Origin of the sequence: Methylobacterium sp. 17Sr1-1 (assembly GCF_003173775.1) — a bacterium.
GTDB lineage: Bacteria > Pseudomonadota > Alphaproteobacteria > Rhizobiales > Beijerinckiaceae > Methylobacterium.
In genome coordinates this window covers 3,736,173-3,748,251 of the sequence record NZ_CP029552.1, presented here as the reverse complement: position 1 = coordinate 3,748,251, position 12,079 = coordinate 3,736,173, and the positions used below count along the sequence as shown (strand labels likewise).

At 72.4% G+C, this 12,079-nt stretch carries 9 protein-coding genes; 4 read left to right on the top strand and 5 right to left on the bottom strand.

Features of this window, described 5'->3' with window-relative positions:
• Window positions 1-216: 216 nt before the first annotated feature.
• On the top strand, window positions 217-2,025 hold the full coding sequence (locus DK412_RS16850) for an NAD(P)/FAD-dependent oxidoreductase (RefSeq protein ID WP_109975319.1): 1,809 nt from the start codon (window positions 217-219) through the stop codon (window positions 2,023-2,025).
• Window positions 2,026-2,134: 109 nt separating this feature from the next.
• On the opposite strand, the gene DK412_RS16845 is transcribed toward DK412_RS16850, so the two are convergent.
• Window positions 2,135-3,418: an FAD-binding oxidoreductase gene (locus DK412_RS16845; protein ID WP_109972879.1), complete on the bottom strand. Its 1,284-nt coding sequence runs from the start codon at window positions 3,416-3,418 to the stop codon at window positions 2,135-2,137.
• Between the two features lie 150 nt (window positions 3,419-3,568).
• On the opposite strand from DK412_RS16845, the gene DK412_RS30660 reads away from it, so the two are divergent.
• The 3 genes from DK412_RS30660 (at window position 3,569) to DK412_RS16830 (ending at window position 8,235) form a co-directional block, all read left to right on the top strand.
• The gene (locus DK412_RS30660) at window positions 3,569-3,793 is read left to right on the top strand and encodes a hypothetical protein (RefSeq protein WP_204165390.1); all 225 of its coding nucleotides are present in this window, start codon (window positions 3,569-3,571) and stop codon (window positions 3,791-3,793) included.
• 330 nt (window positions 3,794-4,123) lie between these two features.
• Entirely contained in the window at window positions 4,124-5,197 is a 1,074-nt protein-coding gene (locus DK412_RS16835; RefSeq protein WP_109972877.1) for an alpha/beta fold hydrolase, read from the top strand.
• Between the two features lie 71 nt (window positions 5,198-5,268).
• The gene (locus DK412_RS16830; RefSeq protein ID WP_109972876.1) at window positions 5,269-8,235 is read left to right on the top strand and encodes an FAD-binding and (Fe-S)-binding domain-containing protein; all 2,967 of its coding nucleotides are present in this window, start codon (window positions 5,269-5,271) and stop codon (window positions 8,233-8,235) included.
• Here the strand turns inward: DK412_RS16830 and DK412_RS16825 are convergent.
• From DK412_RS16825 to DK412_RS16810, 4 genes are all read right to left on the bottom strand, one after another.
• A complete protein-coding gene (locus DK412_RS16825) occupies window positions 8,216-8,740 on the bottom strand; it encodes a cytochrome P460 family protein (protein WP_245447004.1) in 525 nt (174 codons plus the stop codon). The two genes, DK412_RS16830 and DK412_RS16825, sit on opposite strands and share 20 nt — an antisense overlap.
• Window positions 8,730-9,755: an alpha/beta hydrolase gene (locus DK412_RS16820; RefSeq protein WP_109972874.1), complete on the bottom strand. Its 1,026-nt coding sequence runs from the start codon at window positions 9,753-9,755 to the stop codon at window positions 8,730-8,732. Before DK412_RS16820 ends, DK412_RS16825 begins: the two co-directional genes overlap by 11 nt.
• 192 nt (window positions 9,756-9,947) lie before the next feature.
• Window positions 9,948-11,240: a HAMP domain-containing sensor histidine kinase gene (locus DK412_RS16815; RefSeq protein ID WP_109972873.1), complete on the bottom strand. Its 1,293-nt coding sequence runs from the start codon at window positions 11,238-11,240 to the stop codon at window positions 9,948-9,950.
• A complete protein-coding gene (locus DK412_RS16810; RefSeq protein ID WP_109972872.1) occupies window positions 11,237-11,980 on the bottom strand; it encodes a response regulator in 744 nt (247 codons plus the stop codon). Before DK412_RS16810 ends, DK412_RS16815 begins: the two co-directional genes overlap by 4 nt.
• Window positions 11,981-12,079 lie beyond the last annotated feature (99 nt).

The window sequence follows — 12,079 nt, the reverse complement described above, 5'->3', positions numbered from 1 at the left end:
GCCGTCGTGCAGGCCCGTTCCGGGCCCGGAAAGGGGACCGGGATTGAAACAGAACGTCCGTTGATCTGGATCGGCAATGCATCGCTGCCGTCTGCCGGGCTCCGCGCGAACGAACTCCGCCCGCTGCCTGGAACGACAATTCCGTCCCCCCGCTCCCTGGCACACCGCTTGCGCAACCCTCCCCGCATAACACAAGGAGGAAACCCCATGGACGCCATGGTTCGGGACGTCGAGCGCCTGTCGCCCACGGACGCGCGGGTGATCGCCTGGCTCGACCGGTTCGAGGCCGCCCTCAAGGCGGGCGACGCCGGGGGAGCCGCGGAGCTGTTCGCCGAGACCTGCTTCTGGCGCGACCTCGTCGCCTTCACCTGGAACATCACCACGATGGAGGGCCGCGGGGCGATCCGCGACATGCTGGAGGCGCAGCTCGGCGCCGTCTCGCCCGGGGGTTTCACCCTGGAGGAGGCGGCGAGCGAGGCGGACGGCGTCACCGAGGCCTGGATCGCCTTCGAGACCGCGACCTTGCGCGGGCGCGGCTACCTGCGCCTGAAGGGCGACGAGGCCTGGACGCTGCTCACCGCGGCGCGGGAACTCAAGGGACACGAGGAGCCGGGCGGGACGCGGCGCGAGCGCGGGGTGCATCACGGGGTCGAGCCCGGGCGGCGCTCGTGGTCGGAGCGGCGGCGCGACGAGGAGGCCGAGCTCGGCCGCACCCGCCAGCCCTACGCGCTCGTGGTCGGCGGCGGCCAGGGCGGCATCGCCCTCGGGGCGCGGCTGAAGCGCCTCGGCGTGCCGGCCCTGATCGTCGACAAGCACGACAGGCCGGGCGACCAGTGGCGCAGCCGGTACAAGTCGCTGCACCTGCACGACCCGGTCTGGTACGACCACCTGCCCTACCTGCCCTTCCCCGATCACTGGCCGGTCTTCGCCGCCAAGGACAAGGTCGGCGACTGGCTGGAGATGTACACGAAGGTCATGGAGCTGAATTACTGGTCGAAGACGGAAGTCCATTCCGCCCGCTACGACGAGGCCGCGGGGGAATGGGAGGTCGCGCTGACCCGCGACGGCGAGCGGCTGACGCTGCGGCCCAAGCAGCTCGTGCTCGCCACCGGCATGTCGGGCGTGCCGAACCTGCCGACCTATCCGGGCATGGAGCGCTTCCGGGGCGAGAGCCACCATTCGAGCCGCCACCCGGGCGGCGAGGCCTATCGCGGCAAGCGCGCGGTCGTGATCGGCTCGAACAACTCGGCCCACGACATCTGCGCCGATTTCTACGAGAACGGCGCCGACGTCACCATGGTGCAGCGCTCCTCGACCCACATCGTCAAGTCGGACACGCTGATGGAGCTGGCGCTCGGCGGCCTCTACTCGGAGGAGGCGCTCGCCAAGGGCATCACCACCGACAAGGCGGACATGCTCTTCGCCTCGGTGCCCTACCGCATCATGCACGAGTTCCACGTACCGGTGTACGAGGAAGCCAAGAAGCGCGACGCCGACTTCTACGGACGGCTCGCGAAGGCCGGGTTCAAGCTCGATTTCGGCGACGACGAGTCCGGCCTGTTCATGAAGTACCTGCGGCGCGGCTCCGGCTACTACATCGACGTCGGCGCGTCCGACCTGATCGCCGACGGCCAAATCAAGCTCGCGCAGGGCAAGGTGCGCGAGATCACCGAGGACGCGGTTCTGCTGGAGAACGGGACGCGGCTGCCCGCCGACGTGATCGTCTACGCCACCGGCTACGGCTCGATGAACGGCTGGGCGGCCAGGCTCATCAGCCAGGAGGTCGCCGACAAGGTCGGCAAGTGCTGGGGCCTCGGTTCGGACACCACCAAGGATCCGGGACCCTGGGAGGGCGAGTTGCGCAACATGTGGAAGCCGACCCGGCAGGAGGCTTTGTGGTTCCACGGCGGCAACCTGCACCAGTCGCGCCACTACTCGCTCTACCTCGCCCTGCAGCTGAAGGCCCGGATGGAGGGGCTGGACACGCCGGTCTACGCGCTCGCCAAGACGCACCACACGGCCTGACCGGCGGCTCCCGCGCGGTGCGCCCCGCGGGAGCCGATCCCGCACGTGGAGCGGCGTCTCGTACGATCTCCGCTTGATCCGGTCAGATAAGGATTGAGCGGAGACCGTCTCAGAAGCGCGCCTCCGTCAGGTGCGCGAGCTGGGCGCCCACCTCGTAGGCGGCCTCCTTCAGCCGCCGTCGCGGCGCCGCCACCGGATCGGTGACCGGAAGCGGCAGGTCGCCCTCGCCGATCTCTCCCTGGACGAGACGGGCGAGGCAGCGGCCGAAGACCGTGCCGGGCGCGATGCCGCGGCCGTTATAACCGCTGAACGCGATCACGTTGCGCCCCAGGCGGTGGAAGCGCGGCAGGTTGTTGGCGGTCATGCCGATCTGGCCGTACCACTCGGTCTCGAACGGCACGCCCGCGAGTTGCGGAAACAGCCGCGCGAGCGCCCGCCGGCCCCAGCCGCGGTGGATCGCCAGGCCCGGACCGCGCAGGGCCCCGACGCTGCCGAAGACGAGCCGGCCCCGGCGGTCGAACCGGAACGAGCTGAGCACGCTCCTGGTGTCCCAGGCGCCCTGGCGCTCGGGCAGGATCGAGCGGCGCAGGTTGTCGCTCAAGGGGGCGGTCGCCATGTTGAAGTACGGCAGGTGGACGAGCTCGGCCCGGATCTCCGGCCAGACCGCGCTGGTATAGGCGTTGGTCGCCACGATGACGTGGGCCGCCTCGACGCTGCCTTGCGGCGTGTCGAGGCGCCAGCCCATGCCGTCGTCGGCTGCGGCGACGACGGGGCTTGCCGTGTGGATCCGGGCCCCGGCTGCGATCGCGGCGCCCGCGAGCCCCCGGGCATAGGCGAGCGGCTGGATCGTGCCGGCCCGGGCGTCGAGGAGCGCGCCCGCATAGGCCCGGGTCCCGACCATCCGGGCGGTCTCCTCCGCGTCGAGGAGCCGGACGGGCGCGCCTTGCGCCTGCCACTGGCGGGCGCGTTCCTTGACCTCGGCGAGGCCCGCCGGGCCGACGGCGCAGTGCAGCGTGCCCTGCCGCTCGGGCTCGCAGGCGATCCCGTGCCGCTCGACGAGCGCGAAGACGTCCGCCGGCGCGCCCCCGAGGAGGTCGAGGAGGCGCGCGCCGTAGAGCGGCCCGAGCGCGCCCGGCAAGTCGTCGGGCATGACCCACATCCCGGCATTGACGAGGCCGACATTCCGGCCCGAGCCGCCGAACCCGATCTCGACCCCTTCGAGGACGGCGACGCGGGCGCCGCCCTGCGCGAGGTGGAGCGCGGCGGACAGGCCGGTGAAGCCGGCGCCAACGATCGCCACGTCGACTGCGCTCCGCCCGTCGAGGGGCGTCGTCGGCGGGGCCGGGGGCGCCGAGCGCTCCCAGAGGCCATGGCTGCGCGGATCGTCGTTCATGGTTCGCCACTCTCGGGACGGGACGCTCCGGGGATCGCGGCGGACCACCCGGCGGGACAGGCATAGCCGATCTCAGGATCATGTTCGCTGGGCTTTGGTCCCCGGCGGCGTACAATGGTGGGCGCGATCACTGCTGGAAGGACTCCGGTCATGGACGGCACCTGGTCCCTGCTCTTCGCCCCGCCCCCGGTCGCCGTGTTCGCGGCCCGGCTCGGATCCCGCGCGATCGAGCGCGGCGCCGCGCAGATCGACCGGGGTCGGCAAGTCCTGCGTTTGCAAGTCCTGCGTCGGCAAGTCCTGCGTCGGCAAGTCCTGCGTAAGGCTCGCCCCATGAACCAGGATTGGGGGACGGTGCGCGAGCCCATGAGGGGGTGAGATCCTTGAGGGTGAAGTCCCCGGGACGGTCAAATGCCGGATCCGGGCCGGCACCGGCTCGGGCGTCCACGGGTCGCGACATCCCGGACATCGGCGCGTGACGACGAGGCGGCACAGAACCCGCCGAGAACGAGCGTCGAGGTCTGGCGCATACGAGGCCGACATGGCGCTCTACGCCGCCACGCGCGCCGGGCGGGCGGTGGTGCATCCGGTGTGACGGCGCCGACGAGGTCCCGTGGGATCGGTCGCCGCGCCTGTTGCCCCCCGACGCATAGGGCGCAATACTCGCCGGGGATACCAACAAGAAACCGATGCTGCGGAGGACGCCGAATGCGAGTCTTGAATGTGCTGCGGACCGCGAGCGCGGCCGCGGCCCTGTCGTTCTTCGCACTCACGGCGCTCGCCGCCGATTACCCCGCGCCCCGGGAGGGCGACTGGACGATCAAGGACTTCAAGTTCCACACCGGCGACGTGCTGCCTGAGCTGCGCCTGCACTACACCACGGTCGGCGATCCGAAGGGCGAGCCGGTGGTCGTCCTGCACGGCACCACCGGTTCGGCGGCGAGCATGCTGACGCCCGGATTCGCCGGCGAGCTGTTCGGTCCCGGCCAGCCGCTCGACGCGGCCAAGCACTACATCATCCTCCCGGACGCGATCGGCCACGGCCGATCCTCCAAGCCCTCCGACGGGATGAAGGCGAAGTTCCCGCGCTACAATTACGACGACATGGCCGAGGCGCAGTACCGGCTGATCACGGAGCATCTCGGCCTCAAGCACGTCCGGCTGATCATCGGCAACTCGATGGGCGGCATGCATGCCTGGATCCTCGGCGTGAAGCATCCCGGGTTCATGGACGCCCTCGTGCCGATGGCCTCGCAGCCGAGCGAGATGGGCAGCCGCAACTGGATGCTGCGCCGGCTCCTGACCGAGACGATCCGGCGCGACCCGACCTACGCGAACGGCGAGTACACGGCCCAGCCGCCCGCCCTGCGGGTCGCCAACGTGTTCTTCGCGCTCGCCACCAGCGGCGGCACGCTGGCGCTGCAGAAGCAGGGGCCGACCGGGGACCTCGCCGACAAGCTCGTCGATGCCCGCCTGGCGGCGCCGTTCAACGCCGACGCCAACGACTACATCTACCAGTGGGATTCGTCGCGCGGCTACAATCCCTCCCCGGGCCTCGGGGCGATCGAGGCGCCGGTGCTCGCCATCAACTCGGCGGACGACGAGCGCAACCCGCCCGAGACGGGAATCATGGAGCGCGAGGTGAAGCGCCTGAAGAACGGGCGCCTGTACCTGATCCCGGCCAGCACCGAGACCAGCGGCCACGGCACCACGGGCTTCGCCAAATTCTACAAGCAGCAGCTCCAGGACTTCCTGCAAGCCGCGCCGAAGCGGGCGATGTAGGCCGTCCGCGAACCGGCACGGAGGCGGCGGCGGCCCGAGCGGGCGCCGCCGGAGCGAGACGGGAGGCCGCGATGCACGGGACCCTGGACCCTGTCGGCGCCACCGGCGGGAGCAACCTGGAAAGGACCCTGCGCGGCGCCGTCTCGGGCGAGGTGCTGACCGGCCGGTTCGACCGCGGCCGCTACGCCGCGGATGCCTCGATCTACCAGATCTTTCCCCGCGCCGTGGTCCTGCCGCGGAATCCTGAGGACGTCGCGGCCGTGCTCGCGGTTGCCGCGAGCCAGGGCGTGCCGGTGATCCTGCGCGGCGGCGGCACCTCGCAGAACGGGCAGCCGATCGGCGACGGCATCGTGGTCGATTGTGCGCGCCACCTCGACCGCGTGCTCGCCTACGATGCGGAGGCCGGCACGGTGACGGTCGAGCCCGGCATGGTGCTGGAGCGCCTGAACGCGCGGCTCAGGGCCGACGGCTGCTTCTTCCCGGTCGAGCCCTCGACGGCGAGCCGCTGCACGATCGGCGGCATGGCCGGCAACAATGCCTGCGGCGCCCGCTCGCTGCTCTACGGCAAGATGGTCGACAACGTGCTCGGCCTCGACGGGCTGCTGGCCGACGGCACCCCGTTCCGGCTCTCCGCGCAGGCGGTGTCGGGGATCGAGGAGCTGTCCCGCCGCATGCTGGCGCTGGCGGAGTCCGAGCGCGACGAGATCGTCCGGATGTTCCCGCAGGTGCAGCGCCGGGTCGGCGGCTACAACCTCGACGCGCTGCTCGGGGATCGCCCGAACCTCGCCCACCTCCTCGTCGGCTCGGAGGGGACGCTCGCGGCGACCACCGCCGTGACCTTGAGGCTCGCGCGCCTGCCCGCCCACCGGGCGATGGGGGTGTGCCACTTCCCCTCCTTCCGCGCGGCGATGGAGACGGTGCCGGCCCTCGTGGCGCTCGGGCCCGCGGCGGTCGAGCTCGTCGACAACAACGTGCTGGTGCTCGGCGCCGACATCCCGCTCTTCCGCGCGACGCTGGCCGACATCACCCGCGGCCATCCCGACTGCCTGCTACTCGTCGAGTTCGCGGGCGAGGAATCCGCGGCGCTGGCGGCGTGCTTGCGCCGCCTCGATGCCTGCATGGCCGATCACGGCTTTCCCGATTCCGTGGTGGAGGTGCGCGAGGCCGCCCGCCAGCGGACGGTCTGGGAGATGCGCGAGGCCTGCCTCAACATCATGATGTCGATGCGCGGCGACGCGAAGCCGGTGTCGTTCATCGAGGATTGCGCCGTCCCGCTCGAACACCTCGCCGACTACACCGATGCGGTCACGGCGTGCTTTGCCCGCCACGGCACCACCGGCACCTGGTACGCCCATGCCTCGGTCGGCTGCCTGCACGTGCGCCCGATCCTCGACCTGAAGCGCGCCGGCGACGTCGCCAAAATGCGGGCGATCGCCGAGGAGACGGCGGAGCTGGTGCGCCGCTTCAAGGGCTCGTACTCGGGCGAGCACGGCGACGGCATCTCGCGCTCGGAATTCGTCGAGCCGCTGTTCGGCCCCCGCCTCGCCCGCGCCTTCGAGGCGGTGAAGGACGCCTTCGATCCCCACAACCGGCTCAATCCCGGCAAGATCGTCCGGCCGCTGCGGATGGACGACCGCAGCCTGATGCGCTTCTCCGAGACTTATCGCGTCACGGCGCCGGCTCCCGCCCTCGACTGGTCGGACTGGGGCGGGCTCGGCGGCGCGGTCGAGATGTGCAACAACAACGGCACCTGCCGGAAGCTCGCCGGCGGGGCGATGTGCCCGTCCTACCGGGTCACCCGGGACGAGGAGCACCTGACGCGGGGCCGCGCCAACACCCTGCGCCTCGCCCTCTCGGGCCAGCTCGGGCCCGACGCCCTCACCGCGCCGGAGACCAAGCGCGCGCTCGATCTCTGCGTCTCCTGCAAGGCCTGCCGCCGCGAATGCCCGACCGGCGTCGACATGGCGCGGATGAAGATCGAGGTGCTGCACCACTACCACGCCCGGCACGGGCGCCCGCTGGCTGAGCAGGCGCTCGCCCATCTGCCGGCCTATGCGGGCGCGGCGGCCGCCATCGCCCCCCTCCTCAACCTGCGCGACCGGGTGCCGGCGCTCGCGCGCCTGTCGGAGCGGGTGCTGGGGCTCTCCGCCGCGCGCACCTTGCCGCGCTGGCGCCGGCCCTGGCGCGAGACGGGCCGGATCGCGCGCACCGCCGACGTCGCCGGCGACGGCCTCGACCTCGTCCTGTTCGGCGACACCTTCAACCGCGCCTTCGAGCGCGAGACGCTGGAGGCGGCGGAAGTCGTGCTGCGCGCGGCCGGCTACCGGCTCCACCGGGTCGGAACCGGCGGAGCGCGGCCGCTCTGCTGCGGGCGCACCTACCTGGCGACCGGCGACACCGACCGCGCCCGGGCCGAGGCCCGCCGCACCCGCGACGCGCTCCTGCCCTTCGTGCGGGAAGGTGCCCGGATCGTCGGGCTCGAACCGGCCTGCCTCCTGACCTTCCGCGACGAGTTCGCGGCGCTCCTGCCGGACGGGGAGACCCGGGCGCTCGCCGGGGCGGCCCTGCTGTTCGAGGAGGTCCTGGCCGCCGACCTCGCGGGAGGCCGCGTCGCCCTGCCCCTCACGGATCAGGGCGGGCGGGTCGCGCACCTGCATGGCCATTGCCACCAGAAGGCGTTCGGGGCGATGGGCGCGGTCGAAGCCGTTTTGCGCGCCGTGCAGGGGCTCGATGTGCGGGTGATCGACTCGGGCTGCTGCGGCATGGCCGGCGCCTTCGGCTACCGGGCCGACACGCAGGACGTGTCCCGCGCCATGGCCGAGCTCGCGCTGTTCCCGGCCCTGCGTGCCGCCGGCCCCGACGACCTCGTCGTCGCCGACGGAACGAGCTGCCGCCACCAGATCCGCGACGGGCTCGGCCGCGAGGCGGTCCACGTCGCCCGGGTGCTCGCGGGAGCGATGCGGTCCGATCGGGGCCAGGACCGCGACGGTCCGCGGCGCCAGGACCGGCCGTCACACCTCATCGGGCGTAGCGGGTGAAGACGAAGTCGCGCGCCTTCACCCGCGCCTCGTGGCAGGCAAAGCAGGTCTCGTGCTGCCCCTCGTCGACCGGCCTGCCGTCGATGAAGCGGCCGAAGCCCCAGCCGCCCGTGGCGGGGTAGCGCGCCGCGTCCTTGACCATGACCTGCACGGTCGTGGCGGGGCCCGGCACCGTCGCCGTGTCGAAGTCGGGCGAGCGCGTGCGATGCCAGGCGAGCTTCACCAGGACGGCGCCGTCCGGGAACGGCAGCGTGCCATCGCGAAAAGCCTTCACCGCGAGGTCGTTGCCGACGACGGCCCGCAGCTCGTCGAGCGGCGCGTCCTCGAGCGCGGGCGCGATCAGGCGCCAGTCGCGATAGCCGTCCGGGACGGTGACGCCGTAGATCGGCGAGGCCGGCTTCGCCGCGTCGTCGGCCGCCGCGCCCAGGCCGAGGCCGGCGGCGGCCAGGAGCGGAACGGCCAGGAGCGGCATCGCCAGGAGGTGGGAGGGCCGGTCAGACGCCATCGACGTCCACCACGGCCTGCGCGAAGGCCTGCGGCGCCTCCTGCGGCAGGTTGTGCCCGATGCCGCCCGTGAGCGTGCGGTGCGCGTAGCGCCCGGAGAACTTCTTGGCGTAGGCGGCGGGGTCGGGATGGGGCGCGCCGTTCGCGTCGCCCTCCAGGGTGATCGTCGGGATCGCGATGGTCGGGAAGGCGGCGAGCTTGCGCTCGGTCTCGTCGAACCGCGCCTCGCCCTGCGCCAGGCCGAGGCGCCAGCGGTAATTGTGGATCGAGACCGCGACGTGGTCGGGATTGTCGAAGGCCGGGGCCGAGCGGGCGAAGGTGGCGTCGTCGAACCGCCATCGCGGCGAGGCGAGCTCCCAGATCAGCCGGGCGAAGTCGCGGGTGTAGCGGGCGTAGCCCTCGCGTCCCCGTTCGGTCGCGAAGTAGAACTGGTACCACCATTGCAGCTCGGCCTTCGGCGGCAGCGGCATCGCGTTCGCCTGCTGGCTGCCGATGAGGTAGCCGCTCACCGAAACGAGGGCCCGGCACCGCGCCGGCCACAGGGCCGCAAGGATGCAGGCGGTGCGCGCCCCCCAATCGTAGCCCGCCACGAGCGTCCGCTCGACCCCGAGCGCATCGAGGAAGGCGACCGCGTCGTGGGCGAGGGCCGCCTGTTGGCCGTTGCGCGGCGTCGCCTCGGAGAGGAAGCGGGTCGCGCCGTAGCCCCTCAGGTAGGGGATCAGCACCCTGTAGCCCGCCCGCGCCAGCACCGGCGCGACCTCGGCATAGGAGTGGATGTCGTAGGGCCAGCCGTGCAGGAGCAGGACCGGCCTGCCCTCCACCGGGCCCGCCTCGGCGTAGGCGACGTCGAGGTCGCCGGCCCGGATCCGCTTCAGTGGGCCGAACGCCGCGGCGGGGTCCGGGGAGGCGACGCCCTGCGCCGCGGCCGGCAAGATCCCGGCGACCGTGCCGGCGGCGAGCGCCGCACCGAGTTGTCCGAGGAGCCGGCGGCGTGCCGGTTCGACTGCGTGATCCATGTGACGACCCCGGTTCAGGACGCGAACGATCCGGTCGTCTTCCCGACGAATCCCGGGCGACGGTCGTTGCCGCGTCGACGCCGGCACTAAGTCGCCGGATGTTGTGCCGCATGTGTGCGCGAAGGTCGATTTTGTAAGCGCATGTATGGTGCGTGGGTGGCCCTTGGGTGTGGCGGGCCATCCGGTCCCGCCTCAACCGAGGGTGACCGTGGCATCGAGCCCGCCGCCGTCGCGGTTGCGCAGGGTGAGCCGGCCGCCGATCGCGGCGGCGAGCTGCTCGGCGATGGCGAGGCCGAGGCCGGTGCCGCCGGTGTCGCGGCTGCGCGATTCCTCCAGCCGCCAGAAGGGCAGGAGCACCGCCGCGAGCTGGTCCGCCGGGATGCCGGGACCGCGGTCGAGAACCGCGATGGCGATTCCACCCTCGCGCGCCGCAACCGCGATCTCCGCCGCGCCGGCGTAGCGCAACGCGTTGTCGATCAGGTTGACGAGGATGCGCCGCAGGGCCTGCGGACGCGTGGTCACCGTGGCGTCCGTCAGGGCGGTGATGCTGACATCCCGCCCGCCATCCTGGTAGTCGAAGACGAGGCTCTCGACGAAGGCGCGCAGGTCCAGGCGGGCCGAGGGCTCGACGTCGCCGTGCACGCTGCGGGCATAGGCGATGCCCTCGCGCACCAGCGCCTCGATCACGGTGAGGTCGTGGAGCAGCCGGTCCTGGTCGGGTCCCTCGGCGCCGGTCTCGACCCGCAGCCGCATCCGGGTGATCGGCGTCTGGAGGTCGTGGGAGATCGCCGCCAGGATGCGCACGCGCTCGTCGAGGTGGCGAGCGATGCGAGCCTGGAGCGCGTTGAAGGCTTTTCCCGCGCGCGCGACCTCGTCGGGCCCGTCTTCCGCGAAGCGGGTCGCCGGCCGTCCGGGCTCGAGCCGGTCGGCGGCCTCGGCGAACCGGGTCAGCGGGCGCACCGCCAGCCGGACGGCGAGCCAGACGCAGGCCGCCAGAACGAGGAGCTGCACCGCCAGCGCGACCGGCAGCCACGACGCGACCGTGCGCCGTGCCGGCCGCACGTCGAGGGTCAGCACCGCGCCGTCGGCGAGCACGACGTGCCCCTGCAGCCGCTCGACCGGCCCCGGCACAGCGTCGAACCGCACGGAGAAGCGCGGCTCCAGGGCGGCGCGGATCTCGTCCGCGATCATCAGCGCCCGCGCCGGGAGGGCGGCGTCGCCCGGCGCGCCGGGGCCGAGCGCGTAGCGATAGGTCGGCCGGTCGAGGAGCGGCAGCCACCCGGCCCGCTCGGGGTCGGGAAGCCGGTCGAGCAGGGCGACCGCGACGGCGACGTCGCGCTGGAGCGTCGTCAGCATCACCGCCCGCGCCGACTGGTCCCGCTCCAAGAGCATGATCGCGAAGGCGAGCCCCTGCCCGCATAGCAGCCCGGCGAGCAGGATCAGGAAGAGCCGGCTGCGCAGGCTGCCGGGCCATCGCGCCTTCATCCTTCGCGCGCCTGCGCGATGACGACCGGCATCGCCAGGACGTAGCCCTCGCTGCGCACGGTCTTGATGTAGGCCGGCTCGCGGGCGTCGTCCCGTAGGCGTTGGCGCAGGCGGCTGACGAGGAGGTCGATCGAGCGGTCGAACAGCTCGGCCTCGCGGCCCTGCGTCAGGTTGAGGAGCTGGTCGCGCGAGAGCACCCGCTGGGGGTGGTCGAGCAGCACGCGCAGCAGCCGGTACTCGGCGCCGCTCAAGGGCACCACCGTCCCGGCCGCGTCGATCAGGTGGCGGGCGGTGGTGTCGAGCCGCCAATCCCCGAAGGCGACGAGCCGGCCGGCCTCCGTCACCTGGAGGTTGGGCGGCAGCATCCGGGTGCGGCGCAGGACGGCCTTGATCCGGGCGAGCAGCTCGCGGGCCGAGAACGGCTTCACCAGGTAGTCGTCCGCACCCATCTCCAGGCCGACGATCCGGTCGGTCTCGTCGCTGCGCGCCGTCAGCATCAGGACCGGCGTCGTCCTGTGCCGGCCCACCCGCAGCTCCCGGCACAGGACGAGGCCGTCGTCGCCCGGCATCATGATGTCGAGCACGATGAGATCGACCCGGTCCGCGTCGAGGAAGGCGCGCATCTGCCGACCGTCGGCGGCGAGGCTCACCCGCAGGCCGTTCTTCCGGAGATAGCCCGAGACCATCTCGCGGATGTCGCGGTCGTCGTCGACGACCAGCACGTGATCGATGTGCTCCAACGCCCCCTCCCACGCCCTTCCCCCGGGATAGCCGGGTCGCGCCCCTCCGGCGAGCCGGTTCCGGTAACACCCTGTAGCGGACCGGGCCTCGTCCCGAGG

Coding starts and splice junctions, on each gene's coding strand:
- DK412_RS16850 (WP_109975319.1), top strand. CDS start 217: ATGGTTCGGGACGTCGAGCGCCTGTCGCCCACGGACGCGCGGGTGATC.
- DK412_RS16845 (WP_109972879.1), bottom strand. CDS start 3,418: ATGAACGACGATCCGCGCAGCCATGGCCTCTGGGAGCGCTCGGCGCCC.
- DK412_RS30660 (WP_204165390.1), top strand. CDS start 3,569: ATGGACGGCACCTGGTCCCTGCTCTTCGCCCCGCCCCCGGTCGCCGTG.
- DK412_RS16835 (WP_109972877.1), top strand. CDS start 4,124: ATGCGAGTCTTGAATGTGCTGCGGACCGCGAGCGCGGCCGCGGCCCTG.
- DK412_RS16830 (WP_109972876.1), top strand. CDS start 5,269: ATGCACGGGACCCTGGACCCTGTCGGCGCCACCGGCGGGAGCAACCTG.
- DK412_RS16825 (WP_245447004.1), bottom strand. CDS start 8,740: ATGGCGTCTGACCGGCCCTCCCACCTCCTGGCGATGCCGCTCCTGGCC.
- DK412_RS16820 (WP_109972874.1), bottom strand. CDS start 9,755: ATGGATCACGCAGTCGAACCGGCACGCCGCCGGCTCCTCGGACAACTC.
- DK412_RS16815 (WP_109972873.1), bottom strand. CDS start 11,240: ATGAAGGCGCGATGGCCCGGCAGCCTGCGCAGCCGGCTCTTCCTGATC.